Raw genomic sequence first — 26514 nt, 5'->3', positions numbered from 1 at the left:
TTTGACAGGGGTGTGTCATTTGCCAGCGATGGCACACATTCTCCCCCATCCACCTTCACTCATTAAAAACCTACTCCTTAACCAGCGTCACCGCCATCAATCCTATCACTACATCGTTACAAAGCGTTTTTACTTCTACTGCTTTCAGGGGTTTGGTACCATCCAACGGAAGGTCAAGTATCACGCCAGCACCGCCATCTATACCGCGGTTAGAGAAACCTTTAATGCCCACAAACTTGTGGTTATTATCAGTCACCTCGCCGGTTTTCAGGTGTACACGTAGCGGACTTGGCGCACCGGTATCGAAGGCAAAACCATCGTTGTCTGGATCTTGCTCTATCGGCCACCAGTTTTCAGGGTTTTTCAGTTGCAGTACCGATGTAGAACCATCAGCATAAGTAACCGTAACCGTACCGTTCACCATGCGCGATTGCATGGGGTTGGTAGAACCTGCCATCAGGAAATAAGCATGACTGGCTTTTCCGCTCAACGGCACGCTGGCCTCATGTGGGTAATTATCCCAACGCGATGTATAAATAATATTCTTCTCAGCCACCGGCGAAACCTTAAAAGGAATGCCCTGCGGAATGGTAAATATGCCTTTATCGCCCGCTGCTTTGCGCAAACCGCTGTCATCAACATTGGCCGTTACCAGCGGGTATGACCAGTTGCCTATCCCCTGCCATGGCAGCTGCAAGGTAGGCGATTGCGGTCTTGGCGACATATACTTGTTCTGGAAGATGCTGGTCACCTCATCATTAAAGTAAGGTTTCAGATCGATGGTCTCTGTTTTCAATGCCGATGCCGGATTTATGTGCCAGTTGATCAGCGCTGTATCGATGCTGGTATTGCCTGCATTAATAACCACGCGGTTGCTGCCTGGGAACAAGTTCTCACCACCGACTTTTATGGCTACCGACTGACTGTCACCTTTTGCGATCTCCTTATGCCAGTCACGTGCAGTCCGCGGGTTCACATTAATTTTCCATATTTCGCTACCGAACATCTCGCTTAACTTAAAATCAAGTTGATCTTGAGACTGTTTTTTATCAACAGATAGCGATAAATTACTTACTATATTTAATTTGATAGGTACCCACCAATTCAATTGCTTAGTACCAACTTTTACAAAAAATGTCCGATGACCAAACAGTGGTTTAACTTCGTATTTTATTCCATTCTCAGCAATAGTATATTTATTTAATACTTGCTCAGGATCAGCGACTTCGATCACTGGCTTATTTAAAGGAGTACGAACATCTCCTCCATAAACACACAATGCTTCTCCATAAAATTCGCCAACAGCCACAGCAGCCTTATCGTCCCAAACAATGTTGACCTGATAATCTTTCTGCTTCCCTGCCTCTATTCTTATCTGGGGTTGTCCCACAACTCCATTCACCCCATACCATACAACAGGCTTACCATTTACGGTTAATGATCTAATACCAAGTCTTCTTGCCGGTAAAATCAATTTCAGATATGCCGCTTTCTGGAAACCCGGCGTAATATGATAACTGTCCGTCTCACCGGTACGTTTAAAGTCGAACTTTACATCGGGCACATTGAGCGACGCGTAGTTCCATTCCTCCGGTAAGCCCGGGGCAATTATCACGCTGTCTTTCAGCAAGTCTGGCCTTACGCCAAACAAGCCTTCTACAAGCGAGCGGGCGCCCATGCCAATCGGGTCGGCAAAATCACGGTAAAGCTCTCCGCGATTGGTATCATAGAATGAGATCTGCTGAAAATTGCCGGGACATGCGCCCAGATACATGCTATCTAAAATGGCGCTTTTCCAGAGTTTATAGGCGTCTTCCGCCCTGTTGCCCTGCCAGTAAGCTAACGCAGTATGCAGGTTTTCGGCCATTACCACGTTATTGAGCGACCAATCATACGGTTCCCAATTAGTAGTACTCAGCAGGAAATCTTTACCCGATAAACCTTTGGCAATAACCGGAATATGCGGGATCTGCGTATCAACATATCGCAGCGACTCATAAGTTTGAAAAGCATCCGGCACCTCAGAGTCTATAGAATGATAGATAGTCCACAAACCGGCTGATGGGTGCGTTTGCTGCAAACCCAACAGGTCTTTATATTCAGCGTAGCTGCCCGTTGACGGTAGCCACAGCTTTTTATTCATCGCATCCAGGATGTGCTGTGCTTCCTGCTCGTAAGGTTTCGGGTCATCGCCAACCAGACGGGCCAGATAGGCTGCCGATTTGTTAGAGCGATAGTTGTAGGCTGATGAATGCGCTACGCCGCCGCCGCTATACTCCATGGCATCGCTGGCCCAGATGGCGCAATAGGCATCGTATAAACCGTCGCCATCGGCATCATAATTTCTTTTTTCCCAGGCTAAAGAGCGTTTGATGGTGGGCCACAACTGCTTTACCTCATCCAGGTTACCGGTCCACTTAAAATGGTTCAGCAACTCGTCAATGTAAACCAGGTTCATATCATAATGGTGCGGGCCCAATTTACCACCACCCGGATTACGGGCAATATAACCACTGCTAAACATGGCCGTACCCATCTGTTCTTTCTGGCGGGCAATGTGCAGCGCGGTATCAGCCACAACAGGTCCCTTAGGCGGCAGCGTCACCTGTGAGAGCGCGTAACTGCTAAAGTGCGACCATGCCCTGTCGTGCCAACCCAGTGGATCGGCCACGTATGGGCCACGCCAGGCCGGTAAACGCATACGCCAGGCCACAGCCCCGTGCATGTATGATGGCGACTCCCAAATGCCATCGGCAGCAACGCTCAGCGCACCACCGAAGGTGTTAATGAATGGATCTGGCGTGTGTACTTTTACCCTGCCCGCTAGTTTAGCGCGTTTGGCCTCTGCCGCTGCTAGCAATGCGGCGGCATCTGTTTTGATGGGTTTTGCATTTTGCACTACCCAGTAAATATCTTTTGATGCATCTGTAGCAATGCCGCACAATACAGGTTGTGTACCTGCATCTGATTGCAGTAATGCCGCCGGCGATGCCTGCTGATTTGCATCAGCCTTACGTACTTGCGTTGACGCCGGGAACTGCCCGTACAATACGTTTTTGGTAACGGTTTCTGACTTATCTCTGCCTGCACTGATCTGATCATTCTCATAACGGCCAGACTCGCTCAAGCTTTTACCACTGAAATTGAGCGTGAAGCTATTGTCTTTAAACTGAATATCGTTCCCCTCGCAATACTGCGGTTTCAGGTAGAAAGATGACTCGGGATCGGCCCCGATATCACCATCACGACTAAATTTCTTGCCAGTAGCACCACCAAAAGTCCAGAACAGTTTGGCATTTGTTGTACCGGTAATATGGGCTTTAACAATGATGTTCTCATCATCAGCCCCCGGCAATACCTGTATTGATAGCGTTGCATTACCCAGTAGCGGATCTTTAATGCTGTAAAGCATACTGCCCGGGCGGTAACGTGCCTCGATAGACGACGCTTCAATGAGCCATTTGCTTTGAGTGCCTGCTATTAATCCCAGTTTCAGGTTGCCCCCCATGCCAGGCAGGTACAATGCAAACTCTGGTAAATCGCCGGCCTCCACCCTGAAGGCCGTGTTGGTGCCATACAACGCGCGGTTAAAACGACGCTTGCCGTTGCTAATTACAAAATCATCACCATCGGGATGATAGCGTAGCTCGCGCTCAATACCATGCCATAGCTGCGGGTTTGAAGATGTCGGTCTTTGAGATGTCGCAGTTTTTTGAGCTAAAACTGTAGAATTGACAATAAACGGGGTAGAAAGTAAAAGGGCTTTGCAAATCTGTTTTGCAAAGCCCTTTTGGTTAAATTTCGATATTCTGCGCAACGGCGTAATATTTTAGTTCTATCATATCGGCGGGGAGCGCCTTGTTGTTCCAGAATTTGTGGATAGCCAGCGCGGCGCCTATGGCTGTTGCCTGGGCTACCGAGGCGGCGTAAACCTCAAACAGTGGAAAGGCCTTGGCCAACAGGTTCATGTAAACCGGGTTCTTGCTAAAGCCACCGTCTACAAAAATCCGTTTCACCTTGGTATCCTGAATAGCCATCTGGGTTGATGTTTTTTGCTGTACCATAATATCGGCAATCAGGCAGTGGTAAGCGTCTTCGTAAGTTTTAAACGTACTCAGATCGCGGCTGCCAAAGGCCGATTGTTTCAGCAATTGATTTTCATCAACCGCTACCGCCGGTGCGGCTGGTGCTACAAAATCAGGATTGTATTTTACCTTTTTGAAGTAGTCGTTCGGCTTGTTAAAATGTTCGGCCATACGGCGGGTTTGTTGCTCATGCTCGTTACCGGCAAACAGGCGCGATGCCTTAACCGGGCGACCGTGATACTCCATGTAGCACAAACAATCTTTAGCCAACTCCTCTGGCGTTAACACATTATTGTTAAACGGATTAAGGCTGATACACCAGGTACCGGTTGAGATGAGTACAAACGGCTCGGCAAAGTTAGCCAAGTATGGAATAAGCGCGGCAGAACTATCATGCAAGCCTGTGCCTACCTGGTAGTTGTGACCGTCAATCTCAGTTTCCGTTACCTTGTCAGACGGAAAGATTGGGGCCAGTATCCTGTCGATACCTTCCTCATAAACCCACTGGTGGTAATCCTGCTTGTTAAAGTTCCACAACTGGGTGTGGCAGCCAATACTGGTAATATCAGAACAGAAATTGCCGGTAACCAGGTAATTTAAAAACTGCGGTAAGTGCAGCGAGTATTTAATGCGCTCAAACAGCTCTGGTTTACGTTGTTTGATGCGGAAAAGCTGCATACCCGAATTTAGGTTACCCAAAACCGGTGATGCGGTTTCGGCCGCTATCTTTTCTTCGCCGCCATGTTTGGCGTAAAACTCCTGTTTCAGATCTTCAGGGAAGCTTTTCAGGTAGTTACATAAAGGCGCGGTTACCTTGCCATCATGATCGATGTGTACAAAGCTGGCGCCATAGGTTGAAAAGTTGATGGCACGGATATCAAATTTCTTTTGCGAAAGTATCTCGTGCAACTGCTCTTTTACCCAGCGCTGCAGCAAGGCCACATCCTCGCAGGGATCGCCATCATCATCGACGGTTTCCTCAAAGGATGTGGTGCGCTCCAGCACAATTTTGTAATACTCATTGATAAGGAAAAACTTTTTGTTGGTTTTACCGATATCAAAAATCGCTATTACAGGAACTGTGGTCATATTCTTATTGTCTTATAATCCGGTAGCAACGGTAGTTGCGCCGCGTTCTTTAATCAAATTACCTCTCACATCCAACGCTCTGAACGTAGCCAGCGGATTTAATGCACCACCTGCACGCAGACGGCTCTCTGCAACCAGTGCACGTACATCTGTACGGTAAGCCTGTTGCAAAATTTCCTGAGCCTGCACGGTATCGTTTGATGCCTGGGCAGCTTTCAGTTTAGCAGTGTCAACAATTAATGCCTGTGCATAAGCAATTTTGATAGCTTCTACCGATTGGATCAAATCTTCGATAGGATCTTTCAGGTTGTGCGATGCATCAATCATCCAACCAATATCGGTTGCGTGTTTCATGCCGCGGGCATCCATACCTTCAACAAGTTCGTTAAAGATCAGGAACAGCTGATAAGGGTTGATTGAACCTACGGTCAAATCGTCATCACCGTATTTAGAATCGTTGAAGTGGAAACCAGCCAGTTTACCTTCCATCAACAGCAATGAAACAATCTGCTCGATGTTGGTATTTGGCAAGTGGTGACCTAAATCAACCAGTGTTTGTGCTTTTTGGCCCAGTTTAGAAGCTAACAGGTATGACTGGCCCCAATCACCAATAGTGGTTGAGTAGAAGTTTGGTTCGTACGGTTTGTACTCTACCCATACTTTCCAATCATCTGGCAATGCCTCGTAAATTTCTTGTAAGCTTTCTAATGTGTTTTGGAAAGCGCCACGGAAATTCAGCTGACCAGGGAAGTTAGAACCATCTGCCAGCCAAACTGACAATGCGTTTGAACCCAGTTCGGCACCGTATTTAATAACTTCGATGTTGTGCTCAACAGCTTGTTTACGTACGGCTTTATCTACGTGGTGCAGCGAACCGAATTTGTAGCTGTATTTCTGATCTTTCTGATTCTGGAAAGTGTTTGAGTTTACCGCATCAAAACGCAGACCTACCTGCGCAGCCAGTGCTTTGATAGCTGATGGATTTGAAGGAATATCCCATGGAATATGCAACGAAATAGAGTTGCTTGATTTGTTCAACGCCTGGATAACGCCAACATCTTCAATTTTTTCTTCTAATGACCCAGGCTCGCCACCGCCAGAGAAACGGCCGAAACGGGTACCGCCAGTACCTAAAGCCCAGCTTGGGATAGCAACGTTGAATGCTTCCAGTTTGGTTAAAACATCATCCAGATTGCTGATGCCTTCTGCAACGTAATCAAATTTACGTTTGTGATCTGCCAGCTGCTGCTGGTTAATCTCGTCTATTTTATACTTTTCTAACTGCATAACTCAGTTTTTTATTAGTTCTTGGTTTGGTTCATAGATATTAAAAACGAAAAGAACTGTCATCCCGACCAACGGGAAGGATCTTTTCGATAATGCATCCCAACTTGCCGCTCCGAAAATATCTCTCCCTTTGGTTGGGATGACAAATTTTCGGGGCTCTTAATTTCAGGCTTAGGGCAAATAAAACACCTCTTTTAGCGGAACGCTTACCGGAGAATTGTCTGCGTTGCTGGCCATGATATCGCCCATGTAGGCCCACCATTTCTGCATAACGGCCTGCGCGGGCAGCGTGTCCAGATTTTTAGCATCAGGCACTTTTAAAAAGCCAATCAGCGCATTGGTTTCGTCATCCAGAAAAATGGAATACTCGCTGATGCCGGTCTCTTTTAACAAAGCTACCAAATCAGGCCATATCTCATCATGACGTTTTTTGTATTCTGCCTCGAAGCCGGGAAACAGCTTCATCTTGAATGCGACTCTTTCCATTTTCTATAGGTTAATTGGTTGGGGTTGATTGAGTTGGATTAAGTTGATTAAGTGAGTGGTTAAAATCACTTAGTTCTTATTCTTCAACACATCAATTTATGATAAATGAGTTGATGATTGGGTTGAGAACTACTTAACTTACTCAACCCAATCAACTTAATCAACTCAAAATAAACTAGCGTACAAAACCAGCAGCTACACCGCCGTCTACGTTCACTACGTTACCTGTTGATTTGTTCAGCAGGCCGCCGGTGATAGCGAAACAAGCGTTAGCGATATCATCTGGTAAAATGATCTCGTTCAACAAAGTACGTTTTGCGTAGTAAGCAGGCAGTTCTGCTACAGTGATGCCGTAAGCTTTAGCACGACCTTCGGCCCAGCCGCCAGCCCAAATATTGCTGTCGCTGATTACCGCATCTGGGTTAACCACGTTAACACGGATTTTGTCGCCACCCAGTTCAGCAGCGTTCAAACGGCTCAGGTGCAGCTGCGCAGCTTTTGCACTACCGTAACCTGCGTTGTTTGGACCGCTTACCAGAGCGTTTTTGCTCACGATGTTGATGATGTCACCACCGATATCTTGTTTTTTCATTACGGCAACAGCAGCCTGGGTTACCAGGAACTGACCTTTTACCAGTACATCATATAACAGATCCCAATCTTTCTCGGTATGATCTGCAATGGTTTTAGAGATTGACAAACCAGCGTTGTTAACAATCAAGTCAACACCACCGAAGGCCAGGATAGCCTCGGCAACGGCTTCGTTGATCTGTGCACCATTGGTTACGTCTAACACTGCAGTAGCGTAAGCGTCTTTACCAAATTTGGCTTTGAACTCTTCGCCAGCACCTTCTAAACGCTCAGCGTTCATGTCGTTCAATACAACAACGGCACCTTCTTCAGCAAATTTCTTAGCAATAGCTTTACCAATACCACCGGCGCTGCCTGTTACCAGGGCAATACGACCGCTCAGTGCTTTTGGTTTTGGCATACGCTGCAGTTTTGCTTCTTCTAACAGCCAGTACTCAATGTTAAAAGCTTCCTGACGTGGTAATGAAGTGTACTCAGAGATAGCCTCTGCACCTTTCATTACGTTGATAGCGTTGATATAAAACTCAGCTGCAACGCGTGCAGTTTGTTTGTCTTTTGCAAAGGTGAACATACCTACACCTGGGTACAGGATAACTACCGGATTTGCATCGCGGATAGCCGGACTGTTAGGGTGTTTGCAGGTGTTGTAGTAATCTTCATACATAGCGCGGTAAGCCTCAAATGCAGGAAGTAATTTTGCTTTCAAAGCATCAACATCGCTCAGATCTTCGTTTGGCGCCAACTCCAGTACTAACGGAGAAATTTTGGTGCGCAGGAAGTGGTCTGGACAGCTGGTACCAAGTGGTGCCAAACGCTCCAGATCATTAGAGTTAGTATATTCTAATACACGTGCATCATCAGTGAAGTGACCGATCATACGGGTTTTAGATGAGCAGAAGCCACGCAGAACCGGTGCCAGGGCAACAGCTTGTTTTTTACGGTCTTCAGCTGCTAAGCTTTCAATTTTCTGACCACCGAAGATCGGGCCTTTTTTGCCATAGTTTTGCTCCAGGTACTCAGCACATTTTTCAATCACTTCCAGGGTGTTGATATAGCTTTCGTAAGCAGTATCGCCCCAAGTGAACAAACCGTGCGAGCCCAGCATAATGCCGCGGATGCCTGGGTTTTCGTCTAAACAAGCTTTCAGTTGCAAGCCCAGGTCAAAACCTGGTTTTTGCCACTCAACCCAACCAATGGTACCACCAAACAGTTCCTGTGTGATTTTTTTACCATCTTTTGCTGCCGCGATAGCGATAGCTGCATCAGGGTGCAGGTGGTCAATGTGTGCAAACGGCAGGAAACCGTGCAGCGGGGTATCGATAGACGGAGCTTTAGAAGCCAGGTCATAGATGCAGTGATTGAAAAGCTCAACCATCTCATCCTCATGCTCAATACCACGATAAATATTTTTCAGGGCACGCAGTCTGTCTACATACAGAGCAGCCAGTCCGTTTCTTTTGATCGAACCCAAGTCGCCGCCAGATCCTTTTACCCACATTACCTCTACTTCTTCGCCCGTAAGGGGATCTTTAGCCATGGCTTTGCATGAAGTGTTACCGCCACCATAGTTGGTTAAACGCAAATCTGCACCCAACAGGTTAGAACGGTAAATTAATAATGCTACTTCGTCACCCGCCATTTCTGCCGCTTTGGCATCATCCCACAAATAGCTAACGTGCTTGAAATCAATTGTGTTAACTGACATATCTATTTTTACTAATTAATTTTTAAAGATTGATATATTATCTTACTGCTACCTTCTTACTGCTTTCGGCCAGCTTAGCTTTCATATTGTTACCCTGCCCTACAATCAGTACAGAAAGTATAATGGTGGCAATACCTATAATTACGGTTGCCAGTGTTTTCTTGCTTACGCCTTTCCACTCTTTTAAAAGTAAGCCCCACATGTTGGCTACCAAAATAATGAAGGCCATGTGCAGTATCCATGAACTTGCACCGTTACCCAAACGGCTCTCGCCCATACCGTAGAAGAAGAACTGCAGGAACCAGGTTGTACCGGCCAAAGCACTGAACAGGTAGTTCTTCAACAGTGGTGTACTTTTATCAGTATAGTTACCAAACGTTTTGTTGCGGGCATTCAGCATCATACACCAAATAAAGTTGGTAGTTAAACCGCCCCAAAGAATAATAATATAAGTTACGTTATTCTGATACAGGAAATTACCTTGATTAGGGTGCGTTGATTTCCATATGGTGTCAGCCGTAGTAGCCATTACTTTACCGGCATCAATACCAAATGCAAAACAAGCGCTCAGCACACCTGAAATGATGGCTACCGTAATACCCAAACCAAATTTGTAGTCTGAATTGTTTGTTGCTGCTTCTTTATCTTTAGAAAGCTCGCGCTCTTTTAAAGTACCTGCCCTACCGCAGATAACGATGCCGATAACACAGACAACGATACCTACCAACACCATCTGTCCCCAGCTGCTGCTTACCAGATCATGAATAGTATCTTTACCAGGTTGTGGGTTAAACTGGTAGTAAATTGATGGAATTAATGAGCCGAAAACAGAACATAAACCCAAAATTACCGAGCTACCCAGGGCTACACCCAGGTAACGCACACCCAGGCCATAAGTTAAGCCGCCAATACCCCAAAGAACACCGAACAAATAAGTCCAGAAAAGCACGCTGCCATTGGTTTGTGCTATTATATCCATAAAACCTGGCACTGTTAACCATGCTGCCAGCGGTGGTACAATCAACCATGAAAACAAGCCGCCTACAATCCAAAAGCTTTCCCAAGCCCAGCCTTTTACTTTTTTATAGGGAATGTAAAAGCTTCCGGATGCGAAACCGCCGATAAAGTGAAAAATAACACCTAAAATAACTTCCATCTCAAATAATATAATATAATTGGTTAATGGGCTAAAATTAGAAAAGCTCCCACTCAAAGCTATCATGCACTGTCATGGTGAAATTTTATGATTCTTATAATATTTAGCGCGTTTTTTGTACTTTTTTGCCATAATTAATGCTACATTTAAGCCCGAGTTTCTGGTGGTAACCCATATTGTGATCAAGGAATGAAGTCTTCGCTATTTTTAGAATACATTTATATCGATTATTACTCATCTACCCCTAAATATCTGCAGTTAGCCAACTCTATTATTCAGAGTGTGCGCGAGGGGAAGCTGAGTAAAAACGATACCCTGCCTTCTATCAATGAGCTGAACTATAACTTTGAAATTTCAAGGGATACAGCAGAGAAGGCCTATAAATACCTCAAATCAATCGGCCTGCTAGGCTCTGTTCCGGGCAAAGGTTATTACATTAAAAATGCTGAGGCCGAACAGAAGTATAAAGTTTTCCTGATCTTTAATAAGCTGAGCCCCCACAAAAAAATCCTTTATGATGCTATTATAGATGGGTTGGGTGATGAGGCGGCTATCGACTTTTATATTTACAATAATGATCTGGCCTTCTTTAAAAAACTCCTGCAAAACAAGGCTAACGATTATACGCACTACGTCATCGTTCCACATTTTATAGATGGCGGAGATACAGCGCACGAGATCATCAACACCCTGCCTAAAGAAAAACTGATTCTGTTAGATAAATTGGTACCGGGCGTTAACGGTAACTTTGCCGCGGTGTATGAAAACTTTGAACGCGACATTTTCCACGCATTGGAACAAGCGTTGCCCCAACTGAGCAAATACACCACGCTAAAGATCATCTTCCCCGAGAATACTTACTTCCCCAGCGAGATTCTGAAAGGTTTCTTTAATTTCTGCATTCAGTACGCCTTTAATTATAAGGTGGTGCACGATATCCAGGTGGAACCTATTAATGAAGGTGAAGTTTTCATTAACCTGATGGAAAATGACCTGGTGATCCTCATTGAGCGCATCCTCTCCACCAACCTGAAAATTGGCGAGAACATTGGCGTTATCTCTTATAATGAGACCCCGCTGAAAAAAATTATTCTAAACGGTTTAACTACTATCTCTACTGATTTCCAGAAAATGGGCGAAATGGTTGCTGAAGTGATCCGCACTAATAAGCCGGCTATTTATGAGGTACCGTTTTATCTGACGTTGAGATCATCACTGTAAATTCTGCAAAAAAAGCGACCTCATTATTATCTAACAAGGTCGCCTGCTCCACTAAATTATAGATATTATTATCAGCAACTATTTTAAATCTACATAAGTAGTTTCATCTCTATCGCAAGTCAGCTTGCCATCAATCATTTTCAGCTCTGTTATCTGTAAGCTGCTACGTTGCTTATCATATTTACCCACACTTGATGCGGATGGTCCCCTACCCGGATGTACAAAGTAAAAAAGATAAGCGCGACCCTTAAGCGTAACGCGCACATCACAATGGTCACCAATACTACCATCATCTATTCCTTTGCCGGGTGTTGCTAACAGATTACCACCTTGTTGTCGGGTCCAGTTCATCATATCGTCTGAACTGTATACGGCAAGGCCACGCCACACATCGGTAATCATCCAGTATTTGCCTTTCCATTTAAATACTTTGGGGCCCTCGCCTGGCTGGTCATGCACGGCCTTTTGTCCATCAGTCCAATGGTACAGATCGGGGCTATTGGCATAGTAAATAGATTTACTATCCTTCTCGTTATTATACCACATGCGCCAGGTACCATCAGGCAGTCGCGTTACGCAGGGATCTATCACCTTCTCGTTCACCAGTTTCAGAGTCGATTCATACTTCCAATTCAGCAGATTTTTGCTGGTGAGGTGTATGATGATCCGCGGATGATTCCAGTCATTAAAAATTCCTGGAACATAGGTCAAGTACATATGATACAAGCCCTTATAGTCAATTACCTCCGGCGCCCAAAAGGTATAACCTGCATCGGGGCGGTAGCCAATATCTGCCGTATCCCTATACTTCCAGTTGGCGCCATCTTTTGACTCGGCAATGCCTATGCGCGTGCCATGCACCCAGGCTACACCACCAATAGTAGTATCCTTTGCCCGGCGATTGGTATAAAACATAAACCACTTCTTTTCGGCACGGTTCCAGATCACCGTCGGGTCTGCAGCGCCATCATAAATCGGGTCCCGAAACAGCGGCTTGGGTGCCGGAACACCCTTATTTTGCGCCCATGCACCGCCTAGCGACGCGCAGCAAATCAGTATCAGAAAAGCTTTAATTCGATGCATAACAATGAGTTAACTAGCCATTTTATAATCTTAAGCCTGTCGAAAAACAGCGTGTAAGGCCACGCGCGCGTTTCGACAGGCTCAACGTAACATCCTTTATTACTTCAATTCCAGAACAATGATAGAGTGCGCAGGTATCTTCACCACTACTTTATCACCATCTTTTTGCGCGTTATTAAATGACTCGATCTTAATATTATTTGGTTTATCAAACGTATTAATATCGGTTACATTGGCCGATGTAAGGATCTGCCCGCTCACGGTGTTCCATTTGATATCGCCCATGTTGGCGGTTACCACAATATCTTTATGATCGTCAATGTTTACCAATGATAGGTGTACCCTACCTTCTTTATCTTGCGACGCTGACAGATTTACCGCCGGGATCTTGTTGCCGTTTACCTCATAATCTGGCGCATCTAGTTTTATTGGCAAATATTTAGCATCCTGGTGCACTTTATACAGATCAAACACGTGATAAGTTGGCGTGAGCAGCATTTTCTCTTTCTGGGTAAGCACCAATGCCTGCAACACGTTAATGGTTTGTGCAAGCGCCGCCATTTTTACCCTATCGCAATGATTATTAAAGATGTTAAGAGTGGTGCCGGCAACCAACGCATCGCGAAGACTGTTTTGCTGATATAAGAAACCTGGATTTGTGCCGGGCTCAACGTTAGTCCACACACCCCACTCGTCAACCACCAGGGCTACTTTTTTCTCTGGATCGTACTTATCCATAATGGCCGAGTGTTTGGTAACAAACTCTTCCATACGCAGGCAGTTTTTCATGGTGTTGAAGTACTGAGCCTCTGTAAATTTAGTGGCAGAGCCTTTATCGTTCCAGTTGCCGGTTGGCAGGGTATAACAATGTAACGACATTCCCCACATACGGGTACCTACATTCTTCATCATTACCTCCGTCCAGTTGTAATCGCCATCGCTCGGGCCGGTAGCTATCTTTTTCAGCTTAGCGTTCTTATAATCTTTGGCAAATGTGGCGTAACGCTTAAACTCATTGGCATAATACTCCGGCGTCATGTTGCCACCGCAGCCCCAGCTCTCGTTACCCACGCCCCAGAATGATACATTGAAAGGCTCAGGATGGCCGTTCAGTTTTCGCATTGCTGTTAATGGGCTCTGGCCGTCAAAGTTCAGGTATTCTACCCAGTTTGACATTTCCTGAACGGTACCGCTACCAACGTTACCGCTGATGTAAGGCTCGCAACCCAGCAATTTACACAGTTCCAGAAACTCGTGGGTACCAAAGCTATTATCCTCGGTCACTCCGCCCCAATTGGTGTTCACCATTTTAGGGCGGTTAACGCGCGGACCGATACCATCGCGCCAGTGATATTCGTCGGCAAAACAACCACCGGGCCAGCGCAGGTTAGGAATTTTGATTTTACGCAGGGCTTCTACAATATCCATGCGGATGCGATCCTGCTTTTTTACCGGCATTTTAGGATCAACCCAAAAGCCATCATAAATACCGCGGCCCAAGTGCTCGGCAAATTGCCCATAAATGTTGCGACTGATGGTCAGCTTAGAATCGTTGCTGACGGTAACTTTTGCGGTTTGCGCTAATGCGGCTCTGCCCGGAGTGCAGCACAAGGCCAGCACGGCCATGCCGTAGTAAATTTTCTTCATGTACAGGTATTTTGGTTTATATACCCGTAAATGTAGAAATAAATTAATAAATGTAAAGTATACGGTTATTAATTTATTTTGGTGGTGTAACCCTCAAGAATGCCTATTCATAACGTCACTGACGTAAAATTATTAAAGTCCCGCCTCTCCATCAGCACAGAGCATGATGGCTAATTTGCCCCATCGCAGATATCTTTACCCACAACCAATTGCTAACCAGCAATCCATTATCATCATGAAAAAGCTTTACCTGCCGGTAATTGTAATCATTTTAATGACGAGGCTGTGCGTTGCGCAAAACTCTGATTTTGCCTTCGGGGCTGATCTTTCTTATCTCAAGCAGGTTGAAGAGAAAGGACCGGTATTTAAAGAGAACGGTCAGCTAAAGCCGGGGATGCAGATTTTTAAAGATCATGGTTACAATTGGGTTCGTTTGCGCACCTGTGTAGAACCGGCTACGCTGCCCAATGGACTGGCTTATACCATTGCTATGGCCAAACAGGCCAAACAGATGGGTTTTAAACTATTGCTCGATTTTCATTACTCTAATGCCTGGGCCGATCCAACGAAAGAGCCAACTCCGCAGGCCTGGCAAAACCTGAGTCATAAACAGATTGTAGACGCGTTGTACGAGTATACCCGTAAAACCATTACCGCTATGCGCGATTCATCCGTATTGCCTGATATGATCCAGATTGGTAACGAAGTAAGCAACGGTACGCTATGGCCATCGGGCAAGTTGCCGGAGAACTGGGATAACTTTGCCGATTACATTTACGCCGGCATAAACGGGGTTGACGCCGGTCGCGGCAATTTCAAGCGCCCTAAGATTATGATCCACGTAGATCATGGCGGAGATATAGCCAAAACCAAAGCCTTCTTTGATAAACTGCTGAGCTACCAAATTCCGTTTGATGTGATCGGTTTCTCATTTTATCCATGGAGCCATGGCACACTCATCGACCTGAAAGAAAATTTAACCTTTGCCGCCAAAACTTATAATAAAGATGTTTACTTAGTAGAAACCGGCTACTACTGGAAAAAGAGCCGCTACTTTAGTACCGTTCCTGGTCCGTTTCCAGAAACACCGGAAGGGCAGAAGCAATGGCTGGAAGAAGTTGCCGCGGTGGTGCTATCCGTGCCCGACAATCGCGGTAAGGGTGTAATGTGGTGGGAGCCTGCCGCTAACGGTGGTTTACGTGCTCGTGGTTTTTTTGATGATGGGGGCAATGTGCTGCCGGTTATTGATGCGTTCAGGAAATATACCAGTCCGCAGCACCGTACAGACGGGCAATAGTTTTAATCCTTACTTTTTAACTTTCTTCTCGTTTCTAATGAAAAATACGGCCATCAGAGCACCCATATAACCCAATCCGGCAGAGATCTGCATAATGCGCGAATAGGCCACGGTAAATCCCTCTTTATAAATGTTTCGTAAATGCTCGGCATCAACCTGAATTATTGATTTGGGTGGTTGAGCATTACCCAGATCAATCGTCTGTTTTAGTATTTCCTGTTTTTGATGCGGGGAGATTTTTAGCTCGTCAAGCGGCTTTTGTAATGCAGCGGCAAAAAACAAAACGGCCAGGGCACCAAAAATGGCATTGGCAAATACAACGGCAATACGCGTGAGCGCATTATTAATGCCAGATGCCGTGCCCGAAAATTGATCACTAACAGCGCCCATTACTGTTGACGTAAGCGGCGCTACCGTAAAAGCCATCCCCAAGCCAAAAACCAGGACACCCGGAAAAAAAGTAGTCCAATAATGTGATGGGCCGCCAGATTGGTGTACAAATGAGAGCAACAGCAAACCTGTGCCTGCAATGGCAGGGCCGCCAATAAGCAATAATCGTGGCCCCAGTTTATCTGCCAGAGCACCGGCAAAACGGGCTATGCCTATCATCATAATAGTAAAAGGCAAAAAGGTTAGTCCGGATTGTAGCTGGCTATAGCCCTGCGTTTGCACCATATTAAGCGAGAGGAACAGCATCCCTGCGCCCAGACCAGCATACAGGAAAAAGGTAAGCAGGTTAGCACCACTGAAGGTCATATTACTAAAGAGCCACAGCGGCATCATTGGGTGTTTGCCTTTTCGCTCCAGTTGTATAAAAGTAATCAGCAAAATAATGCCTAATGCAAGCGAGCCATAGGCCTGCCAGTGTTTAAAGCCCACGGCCGGTATCCGCAGAAAGCCAAAGGTTATAAGCGCCAGGCCCAGGGCAATCGTCACTGCGCCGGTAATGTCAATATGTTTGTCGCTATCCTGATTTTGCACTTCTTTTACTTTACGCCATAGCATTAGCAGGGCCGCTATACCTATAGGTACATTAATAAAGAAGATGTATCGCCATAAACCTGCGTCGGCCAGTGCACCGCCCAAAACCGGGCCGCCCATGGTAACTAGCGTGGTAAAGGCAGACCAGGTGCCAATAGCTTTACCGCGTTCTTTTTCATGAATGGAAGAAGAAATGAGTGCCAAACTGCCGGGAATCATCAACGCGCCGCCAATACCCTGAAATACCCTGAATAGTGTGAGCAGAAAAACGCCTGGCGCCAGGCCGCATGCAGTAGAACCGCAAACAAAGATGAAAATGCCCAGCATGTAGATCTTCCGGCGGCCAAGCTTATCGCCTAATGAGCCGCCAATCAGAATAAGTGAAGCTAAAATGAGCAGATAGGCATTGAGGATCCAAAATAAGTCGGCGCCGGTAGCATTAAGGCTTTTTTGTAAAGCGGGCAGTACCACATTGAGTGCGGTGCCATCTATAAAAGCCATAGACGACGCAAGTATGGCCGAAACCATTACCCATTTACCTTCAGTACTATTTAACGCAACTGTGGCCATATTGCAGCATTTTTGGGGATGCTGTTATAAATACAGGGCCATTAATAGAAATGTTTTAGCAGCCCCCTCTTTAATAATGATATACATCGCCTATTTTCAGGCTGTCGTTTTTTGCATCTCGTATGGTGAAGTAAACGCCTGCGGCATCAGTAAGTGTCAGCACTCGCGAACTGTGGTTCCAGTAACCTATGCTAAATACTTTTAGTGGCTGCTGATGGCTTTGCAAGGCGCTGCTGTTATTGAAAACTTGTCTTGACTCTGCGCAACCGCACAGCAGGGGCAGCAGGAGTAAATACTTCTTCATATCAATTCAATTACCTTAAATGGGGGTCTGATAAATATAGGAAGGAAATACCATAAAAGCATTTGTTTTTCAATAAGTTGTAAGAAAAAATCAGGCTTTTAACCCTAGGGAAATAAAACAATCAAAGTGGTTAATCCTGGGTTGTTGAGATAAACGTAAAGGTAGAAGATTTAACTGACTTGATTTTGCCTGGCGGCTGGATTTGTAGCATCTGATCCAGGTATCTGACAGATATATTTTGAGTAATAAGTATGTTACGGTTAGATTTTAGTTTACATTTTATTCAGCTGAATTACCCATAATTGTGTTTAAAGAGCGTTTGACAGGATAGTTCAGGATACTCTTCTGCAGATGGGCAAATAATTTAGAGGCTATAACCATTGCTAAAACCAATTTATGAACAAGTATCGAGTGCGATTATTGAGCATGGCATTTGCTGTTGCGGCCGCTTTACAAGGCGTAACTTATGCACAAACGGCCTCATCATCGGCCTACACCGCGCCCGTCACACCGCGGGCTACTTATAACTTTAACAGCGGCTGGAAATTTACCTTCGGCGATGCGGCCGGAGCCGAGCAGCCAGGGTTTGACGACGCTGCTTGGACGGCCGTTAGCCTGCCGCATACCTGGAACGAGACAGATACCTATCGTGCCTACATCAGTCATGGTGGTGGCGATCAGAGCGAGAAAATGCTGGGCATTGGCTGGTACCGCAAGCATTTTAAAGTACCTGCAAGTGCCACCGGCCAAAAAGTATTTATACAGTTTGACGGCATGCGCCAGGCCGGTAAGTTTTATCTGAATGGCCAATTGATAGGTAAACACGAAGACGGTGTTACCGCCGCCGGTTTAGATATTACGCCGTATGTAAAATTTGGCGGGGCCGATAACGTGCTGGCCGTAAAGGTTGATAACAGTACTACTTATAAAGAAGAAGAAACAGGCACCGCTTTTCAGTGGAATGCTAAGGATTTCAATCCCAACTTTGGTGGCCTGAATCGTGATGCATCGCTCATTATCACCAATAAAATTTATCAAACCCTGCCGTTGTTCAACAACCTGAAAACAACCGGAGTTTATGTATATCCAGAAAATATCGACCTGGATAAAAAAACGGCTACCATTAAGGTAGAAGCCCAGGTAAGTAACGAAGAGGAAGGCGATTACGCTTCTATCACCCTTAGTGCCGTTGTTGTTGATGCGCAGGGTAACGTTAAAGCCAAGCTGGAAGGTAATACTACAGACTTGGTAGCCAATCAAAAAGAGATTATGACAGCCGAAGGCACGCTGACCGATGCGCACTTTTGGGACACTAAAGACCCATATCTGTACCATGTGTACAGTATGCTAAGCGTAAACGGTAAGGTGGTTGACGTGGTTGATACCCGTACCGGTTTCCGCCAGGTGGAGTTTAAAGGTGGTGCAGGTACGGGTGGTGTATGGCTAAACGGGAAGTTTGTTTGGCTTACCGGCTACTCACAGCGCTCGGCAGATGATTGGGCCGGTTTGGGTGGTGCTTACCCCGCCTGGATGCACGATTATACCGTATCTATGATGCGCGAAAGTAATGCCAACTACATCCGCTGGATGCACGTTGCACCAGAGCGTGCCGATGTTGACGCATGCGACCGCTTTGGTATGGTAGAGGTTTGCCCTGCAGGCGATAAAGAACGCATGGTGACCGGCCGCCAGTGGGATCAGCGTGTTGAGGTGATGCGCGCAACTATGATCTATTATCGCAACAATCCAAGCATCTTTTTCTGGGAGGCAGGTAATACCATTGTAGCCCCAGAACAGATGACCCAAATGGTGGCCCTCCGTAAAGAATTAGACCCGCATGGTGGCCGCGTAATGGGTAGCCGTGATAATGATTTAGCCGAGGCTAACAAGGCTTTAACCCCCATGTCAGAATTTTATGGTGTGATGATTGGCCAGGCGCCGCAAACAGATAAAGTTTCCGGTGACGATATTTTCCGCGGATATAGCATCTCCCGCAGGGATAAAGCGCCGCTGATTGAAACTGAAGATTTCCGTGATGAGGCTGGCCGTAACGTATGGGACAGCTACTCGCCGCCGCACTTTGGTTTTACACCAAAAGAAGGCACCGGTCCTGACGGTCGGGCTATGGATACCTGGCACTGGAATTCAGAAAACTTCTGCTTGTCAGGTGCTTCGCGCTACAATAGCTATGTAACTAACCGAATTGACAATCCCGATCCGGCACATTCAAAATGGGCTGCTTATGCGTCAATTTATTTCTCAGACTCTAATGCCGATGGTCGCCAGCAGGGTAGCTATGTGCTGCGTGTAAGTGGCAAGGTTGACGGCGTGCGTTTGCCTAAAGAGATGTACTACGTATCGCGCGTAATGCAGAATGAAAAACCAGATCTGCACATTATCGGTCACTGGACCTATCCTGCCAAAACCAAGAAACATGTTTATGTAGCTGCAACGCATTGCGATAAGGTAGAACTGTTTTTGAACGGAAAATCGCTGGGTGTGCAAACCAAACCTGTTGCCTTTATTGATACCTTTAACCGTGCACAACCAAACATGCAGCGCCCGGCAGGCGAAGGGGTAAGCACCGGCTTCATCTATCAGTTTCCAAATGTGGCTTTTGCACCGGGTACCCTGAAAGCTGTAATTAGCCAGAAAGGCAAAGTAGTAGGTCAGGAAGAACTGCAAACCGCAGGCGAACCAAAAGCTATTAAATTAACCCTGCATGCCGGCCCGCAAGGCTTACGTGCCGATGGTAGCGATGTGGCCCTGATTGATTTTGAGGTGGTAGACGCGAAAGGCCGTCGTTGCCCGACAGACGAAGCCCGTGTAGATTTTAAAGTTGATGGTCCGGTGGTATGGCGCGGCGGTTTCAACGCAGCTAAGCTGAACACTACCAATAACCTGTACCTGGATACCGAGTGCGGCATTAACCGTGTAGCTATCCGCTCTACTACCAAGCCTGGTACTATTACAGTAACCGCATCGCGCCCTGGTTTAACCAGTGCAACAATTAAAGTTGATGCCAAGGCTGTAGATATTAAAGACGGTCTTTCAACAGAAATGCCGCAAACGCTGACGTTGAACGCGGCGATTACTAAGTAATAAAAGCCAAGTGCTTCCCGCCTGTCATTTCGACCAGGGGGGAGAAATCTTTTCGACTTTGCATCCCGTCAGGACGCTTCGAAAAGATTTCTCCTTCGTCGAAATGACAGGTTTTTTTGTTCAACACATTCTCTTTCCTTTTTTTAACTTGCCGGCCAATTAAACCCAATATGAAAAGAATTTTCCTCGCCCTGTTTTTGCTGTTCAATATGGCTGTTTATGCCCAGCAAAAAGATGTTTACCTGTTTGCTTACTTCAAAAATAACGGCGAGGATGGCTTGCACCTGGCTAGCAGCACGGATGGTCTGCACTGGTCGGCATTAAGAAACGATAGCTCTTTTCTGCATCCAACGGTAGCCAGCGATAAGTTGATGCGCGATCCATGCGTTATCCGCGGTGCCGATGGCCTGTTCCACATGGTGTGGACCGACAGCTGGAAAGACAAAAGTATCGGCTATGCCAGTTCGCCCGATATGGTGCACTGGAGCGAGCAGCAGCAACTGAATGTAATGTCTCATGAAGAGGGTGCGCGCAACAGTTGGGCACCAGAGATTACCTACGATGCAGGTACTAAAACCTATATGATCTACTGGGCCACCACTATCACCGGTCGTTTCCCCAATCCGGATAGCGTGGCCGAGAAAGGTTTGAATCACCGTATCTATTACATCACCACTAAAGATTTTAAAACTTACACCCCAACCAAGTTGCTGTTTGACCCCGGTTTTAACTGTATTGATGCAACCATCATTCCTGATGGCAAACGCTTTGTAATGTTTTTTAAAGATGAGCGCCTGAATCCGGTGCAGAAGAACCTCAAAATAGCCTACGCCAGCAAACTGACAGGTCCATACACCAATGTGAGTGAGCCCATCACCGGCAACTACTGGGCAGAAGGCCCAACTACGCTACGCATCGGCAACAAATGGCTGGTTTATTTTGACCGCTACCGCGATCATCACTACGGTGCCATCACCTCAACCGACCTGAAAACCTGGACCGACGTTACCGACCAGATCAATATGCCAAAAGGAATCCGCCACGGTACTATCATGAAGATCACCCAAGCTGAGCTTGAGAAGATGAAATAGGGGTTCACCCCCATCATTACCAGATACGTCATTGCGAGACACGAAGACAACCGACCGAAGGGAGCTCATTAATGCCATTAAAAAACAATTAATAACATTAATAATCTCTGCATCTACATATCGGATTTGTATGTCCGACTGTCCTTTACAGAGATTGCTTCGTTCCTCGCAATAACGTGTATTTTTAGCTTCGCTTAGAGTTAGTAACAAGCTTCCTACTTCGCCTTCTTAGCTTTAGCCTTCTCCGCATCCTGCACCACCCGATATTTCACCATTCGGGTAATCAGATCAACCGGCAATGGTTCATCCAGCGGAAACTGTACGGCTCCTTTTGACCATTTGTAATCACCAAACTCATGCTGAAAATCACGGATACCGCTACCTGTAGGGTAAAAACCGATATGCCCCTTATATCCCGCAAAATACACCAATATGCCGTTTTGTTTAAAAGCAGGCATGTTGTAGCTAATCACTTCTTCGGCTTGTGGTGCGGCTTGATGAATGATCTTTCTTATAGCTTGCAGTTTCTGCTGGATATGTTCAGGAAAGGTAAGTATATAGGCGTCTGCCGACAGGTGTTTGGTGGATGATTCCATGTTATAAAGACTTATGAAGCAAGATATTAATTATATCTGACCATGTAAAATACCATTGGATTATTCAAATCCTCAATCGATTGAAAAAACAGCGTTGAAGAAATCATCGCCAAGGCTTTCGTAAAATTCTTACGACACGACCAAACCGCGCTATGAACTTTAAGATATTTTCATCTATCTTTATCCTTAAACCGCATTCTGGCTACAGTTTAACGGTAAAACCAAGCACTCTTAACCTAAAATAATGAACATTTTAAAAAAACCTTTAATCCCGGCTTTGATTCTGGCTCTCGGCTTGCAATCGATTGCAAAAGCCCAGTCGCCCAGATCAGTCCTCGATCTGACGAATAACAACTGGTCTATCTGGCTGGACACGGCCGCCAAATGGCAGAACGACCGTTTGTACGCCCCCCCCCAGTTAACATCAGCGAGTTACCTGTAAACAAACCTACCAACGGCTGGGACAAGTTATTTGCACCCACTAACATCAAAACCCAATTGCCAGCCACCGTTGAAGAATATTTCTGGGGAGCTAACGGCAGCAAGTTTGGCGTAAACGGCAATTACCTGGGCGTATCATGGTTTAGCACTAAAGTAATGGTACCTGCCGGTTTTAAAGGCAAACATATTGAACTGCAATTTGAAAGCGCCCGCCTGCGTGCCGAGGTTTTTGTGAACCGCAAGCTGGTGGCTTATGATATTGCCAGCGGCACACCTTTCGGCGCCGATGTAAGCAACGCGCTCATTCCCGGACAAGTAAATGAAATTGCTGTACGTATTACCGACCCTAACGGCAACTTTGACTGGCGCGACAGCCAAACCTTTATGTGGGGCGATTACCGCATACAGCCCACGCATGGTTTTGGCGGCATTACCGGCAAAGTGCACCTGTGCGCTACAGATCAAACCTATATTAGCGATGTATTTGTAAAAAACACGCCCGAGCCTAAACAGGTTGATGTAGAGGTATCGCTGACAGGCAAACAGGCTGCCGGTAACTATCAGCTGGTTATTAAAGAAAATAAAACCGGCAAGGTGGTTTTCACCAATAGCTATCCCGCTAATAACGCGGTTGAGCATTTTAAAGTTGATGTACCGACAGCGCAATTGTGGGACGTAGATCACCCGAATCTGTACAACCTGACTGTTAACTGGACAGGCAAAAACGGCACACACGATGCTTTTCAGCGCCGCTTCGGTTTCCGCTGGTTTGCGGTGAAGGATGTAAACGGCGATCAGCAGTTTTATCTCAATGGCAAACGCATTGTGGTGCGGACATCCATTTCATGGGGTTTCTGGCCGGTTAACGGTATTGCCCCTACTGACGAGCTGGCCCGCAAACAGGTATTGGATGCCAAACGCATCGGCCTGAATATGCTAAACTTCCACCGCACTATCGGTCAGCCAAATGTGCTGGATGCAGCCGACGAGCTGGGCTTGCTTTATTTTGAAGAACCAGGCGGTAATCAGTTCCCAGATAACCTGTTTGAGGCGAAGAATGACATCGGCAAAAAGCAGCGCGATTTTTACTTGCCTACCCGCACCGAAAAATTCCTCCGTATGGTTAAACGTGATAGGAACCACCCGTCGCTAGTGATCTACAACATGCATAACGAGCGCGGCGCACAACCACGTACCGAGGACCGCGACGAGATGATGGCCGGCCACAAACTGGATAACTCGCGCATCATCACCTACAACTCATCAAACGGACCGATTAAGCAAGACGAGCCTGATGCGCGCTTCAAGCTGCACCTGTTCCCTTATGATGATAATTTTTATGATTACGGTTGGTTTGACCAGCACCACGCGGGCGGCCCGGGCGTGTATCATGATGCACTGTACAATTCACCGACCAGCTACGCCAAATACACCGATCACAAAAACGAGATTATTTACTACGGAGAAGAAGGCGCCATTGGCACACCTCCGCGTCTGCAGCTGATTCATGACGAGATTATGAAACGCGGCAAAAACATCGGCTGGGAAACTGATACTTACCTGAAATGGTATGACGCTTACGATAGCTTCCTGAAAAACAACGGTTTCAGCAAGGCCTTCCCTAACGTAGATAGCCTGACCCGAAAAATGGGCAATGTGGCTTACTACTACCAAGGCCGTGTAATTGAAAACGTGCACATTAACAACATTATTGATGGCTACGCCATTAACGGTTGGGAATCGATGAAACAAGAAAACCACTCTGGTATGGTAGACGACTATCGTAACCTGAAGGGCGATCCGGATTTGATTGCGCGCTACAATCGTCCGCTTTATGTGGCTGTTAAACTGAATCACAAGGTGGTGCCTGCTGGTCAGGATGTAACCGCTGACTTCTTCATCGTAAACGAAAAAGATATTAAGGGCGATGCCGAACTGGATATCCAGGTAAAAGATGCCACAGGCAAGGTGTATGCCAGTCAGAAAGAGAAAGTAAAAGTTACAGGAGGATCAACCTATGGAGAGTTATTGGTAAAGGGCATCAAAGTAAACGTACCGCACGCCGGTTATACCACTGTTAGCGCGGTATTGAAACAGGGCCAAACCACCATCTGTAACGGCGACGACCAGATCTATGCCGTACAGTTAAACAAACAAGGTGTTAGTCAGCACATTATGGTGGCAGATAGTGGCCTGATTCAGCGTTATCTTAAATCTGAAGGTATTGCCTATACCGATTACCACTCAGGCACACCTGAAGGGAATGTACTGATCATCGGCAGTGCTGATCCACAGCAAACCGGCAACCCGTTGGTGACCGACATTTTAGAATGGGTAAACAACGGCAACACATTGGTAGTACTAGGCAACACCGAAAAATGGGCCGACCACTTGGCACGAAAAGAAGCTGCTGAGTTTAAAGGCATCCAAGTGCTGGGTACCAGCTGGTATGGCGGCAACTACTTTGTAAAAAGCCATCCGTTGTTTGCCGGTTTGCCGCAGGCCTGCGTGTTTAACTGGGAGTACCAGTGTTTGGCAGCTTACAACAAAAACCGCATAGGCATGCGCATGTGGAGCGGCGAGACCATTGTTGGTTGCGTGTCTGACCACAAGCAGGAAGTTTACTCGGCCCTGAGTATTATCCCGCATGGCCGCGGCCGCATCATTTTGAACGCATTAGATCTAACCTCATGCATCAAAAGCGAAAAAGCCACCAAACGCGCCGAAGGCGATGGCGAAAACGCTTCTATGAATACGTTTAACACCACAGCATCAAACCCGGCCAATGTGGTTGGCCAGCAACTGCTGTTAAACATGCTTAAATTTTAATAATGAAATTACGATTAGCAATAACCCTATTACTCCTATGCGCGGTGGCTTCGGCTTCACGCGCGCAGGATTTTATGGAGCTTTGGCCTAAAAACCATATCCCCAACTCCAAGCACCTCAAACTACAGGATAGCATTGCCCGCGAGCGCGTGTTCAGGGTGATGGTACCGGGCATGTATGCCTTTTTCCCCGGCACGCAGGAGAATAAGGGCGCAGCCGTGGTTATTTGTCCCGGCGGTGGTTATGAGCGCCTGGCTTACATCATCAGCGGCACACAGTTAGCCAAATGGTTTAACACCATCGGCATTACAGCCTTTGTATTGAACTATCGCCTGCCCAATTGCCCAGACCTCGTTCACCGTGAGATCGGTCCGCTGATGGATGCGCAACGCGCCATACGCTACATCCGTGCTAATGCGGCCAAGTGGGGTATCAATCCGGATAAGATTGGCATTATGGGCTCGTCATCCGGCGGACACGTGGCATCTACCACATCAACCATTACAGACGATGTATCGGCCGTTAAAGACAGCCTGGACAAGTTTTCCTTCAAACCTAACTTCACCATACTGGTATCACCGGTAATTGATCTGAGCGGTCCTTATGCGCACGCAGGCAGCGTGAAGAATCTGCTGGGTCCTAATCCATCTGATGAGCTAAAAAAGCATTTTTCAGCACAACTACAGGTTACTGCCAACACGCCACCAACATTTATTGTTGATGCAATTAACGACAAAACGGTAAACCCCATGAATAGCCTGATGTATTACCAGGCATTGCTGCAAAACCAGGTACCGGTAAGTTTCCATGCTTTTCCACAGGGCGCGCATGCCATAGCGCTGCGTAATAACCCCGGCTCTACCGATTTATGGCCCCGTCTGTGCGAAGAATGGCTGATAGAGATGAACATCATCCCAGAAAAACTGGTGAGCAAATAACCGCCCAAAACGCAA

Annotated in this window: 17 protein-coding genes; 6 read left to right on the top strand and 11 right to left on the bottom strand. The window is 46.4% G+C overall.

Annotated elements, in window-relative coordinates:
* Nucleotides 1-70 precede the first annotated feature (70 nt).
* From ABZR88_RS06205 to rhaT, 6 genes are all read right to left on the bottom strand, one after another.
* Nucleotides 71-3817, bottom strand: coding sequence for a DUF4450 domain-containing protein (locus ABZR88_RS06205; RefSeq protein ID WP_107828284.1), 3747 nt, complete (start codon nt 3815-3817; stop codon nt 71-73).
* The gene (locus tag ABZR88_RS06200; protein WP_107828285.1) at nt 3795-5174 is read right to left on the bottom strand and encodes an FGGY-family carbohydrate kinase; all 1380 of its coding nucleotides are present in this window, start codon (nt 5172-5174) and stop codon (nt 3795-3797) included. Before ABZR88_RS06200 ends, ABZR88_RS06205 begins: the two co-directional genes overlap by 23 nt.
* 12 nt (nt 5175-5186) lie before the next feature.
* Nucleotides 5187-6461: a TIM barrel protein gene (locus ABZR88_RS06195; protein ID WP_107828286.1), complete on the bottom strand. Its 1275-nt coding sequence runs from the start codon at nt 6459-6461 to the stop codon at nt 5187-5189.
* A gap of 171 nt (nt 6462-6632) precedes the next feature.
* Nucleotides 6633-6947, bottom strand: coding sequence for an L-rhamnose mutarotase (gene rhaM, locus ABZR88_RS06190; protein WP_107828287.1), 315 nt, complete (start codon nt 6945-6947; stop codon nt 6633-6635).
* A gap of 175 nt (nt 6948-7122) precedes the next feature.
* On the bottom strand, nt 7123-9243 hold the full coding sequence (locus ABZR88_RS06185; RefSeq protein ID WP_107828288.1) for a bifunctional aldolase/short-chain dehydrogenase: 2121 nt from the start codon (nt 9241-9243) through the stop codon (nt 7123-7125).
* A 37-nt stretch (nt 9244-9280) separates the two neighbouring features.
* A complete protein-coding gene (gene rhaT / locus ABZR88_RS06180) occupies nt 9281-10399 on the bottom strand; it encodes an L-rhamnose/proton symporter RhaT (protein ID WP_107828289.1) in 1119 nt (372 codons plus the stop codon).
* Between the two features lie 189 nt (nt 10400-10588).
* Between rhaT and ABZR88_RS06175 the strand changes: the two genes are divergently transcribed.
* Nucleotides 10589-11620, top strand: a complete 1032-nt coding sequence (locus tag ABZR88_RS06175) for a GntR family transcriptional regulator (protein ID WP_107828290.1) — start codon at nt 10589-10591, stop codon at nt 11618-11620.
* A 78-nt stretch (nt 11621-11698) separates the two neighbouring features.
* Here the strand turns inward: ABZR88_RS06175 and ABZR88_RS06170 are convergent, their stop codons facing one another.
* Together ABZR88_RS06170 and ABZR88_RS06165 are read right to left on the bottom strand one after the other, a co-directional pair.
* The gene (locus ABZR88_RS06170; protein ID WP_107828291.1) at nt 11699-12703 is read right to left on the bottom strand and encodes a family 43 glycosylhydrolase; all 1005 of its coding nucleotides are present in this window, start codon (nt 12701-12703) and stop codon (nt 11699-11701) included.
* Nucleotides 12704-12802: 99 nt separating this feature from the next.
* A complete protein-coding gene (locus tag ABZR88_RS06165; protein WP_107828292.1) occupies nt 12803-14350 on the bottom strand; it encodes an alpha-N-arabinofuranosidase in 1548 nt (515 codons plus the stop codon).
* Between the two features lie 235 nt (nt 14351-14585).
* On the opposite strand from ABZR88_RS06165, the gene ABZR88_RS06160 reads away from it, so the two are divergent.
* Entirely contained in the window at nt 14586-15647 is a 1062-nt protein-coding gene (locus ABZR88_RS06160) for a glycosyl hydrolase 53 family protein (RefSeq protein WP_211309786.1), read from the top strand.
* Between the two features lie 9 nt (nt 15648-15656).
* Here the strand turns inward: ABZR88_RS06160 and ABZR88_RS06155 are convergent, their stop codons facing one another.
* Both ABZR88_RS06155 and ABZR88_RS06150 read right to left on the bottom strand, forming a co-directional pair.
* Complete coding sequence (locus ABZR88_RS06155) at nt 15657-17198, bottom strand: MFS transporter (RefSeq protein ID WP_107828293.1); 1542 nt, start codon at nt 17196-17198, stop codon at nt 15657-15659.
* A 70-nt stretch (nt 17199-17268) separates the two neighbouring features.
* A complete protein-coding gene (locus tag ABZR88_RS06150; RefSeq protein ID WP_107828294.1) occupies nt 17269-17502 on the bottom strand; it encodes a hypothetical protein in 234 nt (77 codons plus the stop codon).
* Nucleotides 17503-17898: 396 nt separating this feature from the next.
* Here ABZR88_RS06150 and ABZR88_RS06145 point away from each other — a divergent pair, with 396 nt between their 5' ends.
* A complete protein-coding gene (locus ABZR88_RS06145; RefSeq protein ID WP_107828295.1) occupies nt 17899-20604 on the top strand; it encodes a sugar-binding domain-containing protein in 2706 nt (901 codons plus the stop codon).
* A gap of 170 nt (nt 20605-20774) precedes the next feature.
* Complete coding sequence (locus ABZR88_RS06140) at nt 20775-21695, top strand: glycoside hydrolase family 43 protein (RefSeq protein WP_107828296.1); 921 nt, start codon at nt 20775-20777, stop codon at nt 21693-21695.
* A 215-nt stretch (nt 21696-21910) separates the two neighbouring features.
* On the opposite strand, the gene ABZR88_RS06135 is transcribed toward ABZR88_RS06140, so the two are convergent.
* Entirely contained in the window at nt 21911-22291 is a 381-nt protein-coding gene (locus tag ABZR88_RS06135) for an iron chaperone (protein ID WP_107828297.1), read from the bottom strand.
* A gap of 384 nt (nt 22292-22675) precedes the next feature.
* Here ABZR88_RS06135 and ABZR88_RS06130 point away from each other — a divergent pair, with 384 nt between their 5' ends.
* Nucleotides 22676-25561: a glycoside hydrolase family 2 protein gene (locus tag ABZR88_RS06130; protein ID WP_211309787.1), complete on the top strand. Its 2886-nt coding sequence runs from the start codon at nt 22676-22678 to the stop codon at nt 25559-25561.
* Between the two features lie 2 nt (nt 25562-25563).
* The gene (locus ABZR88_RS06125) at nt 25564-26499 is read left to right on the top strand and encodes an alpha/beta hydrolase (RefSeq protein ID WP_107828298.1); all 936 of its coding nucleotides are present in this window, start codon (nt 25564-25566) and stop codon (nt 26497-26499) included.
* The last annotated feature ends 15 nt before the right edge of the window (nt 26500-26514 follow it).

Origin of the sequence: Mucilaginibacter yixingensis, from assembly GCF_041080815.1 — a bacterium.
Classification (GTDB): Bacteria; Bacteroidota; Bacteroidia; order Sphingobacteriales; family Sphingobacteriaceae; genus Mucilaginibacter; species Mucilaginibacter yixingensis.
This window is presented reverse-complemented; position numbering and strand designations above follow the sequence as displayed.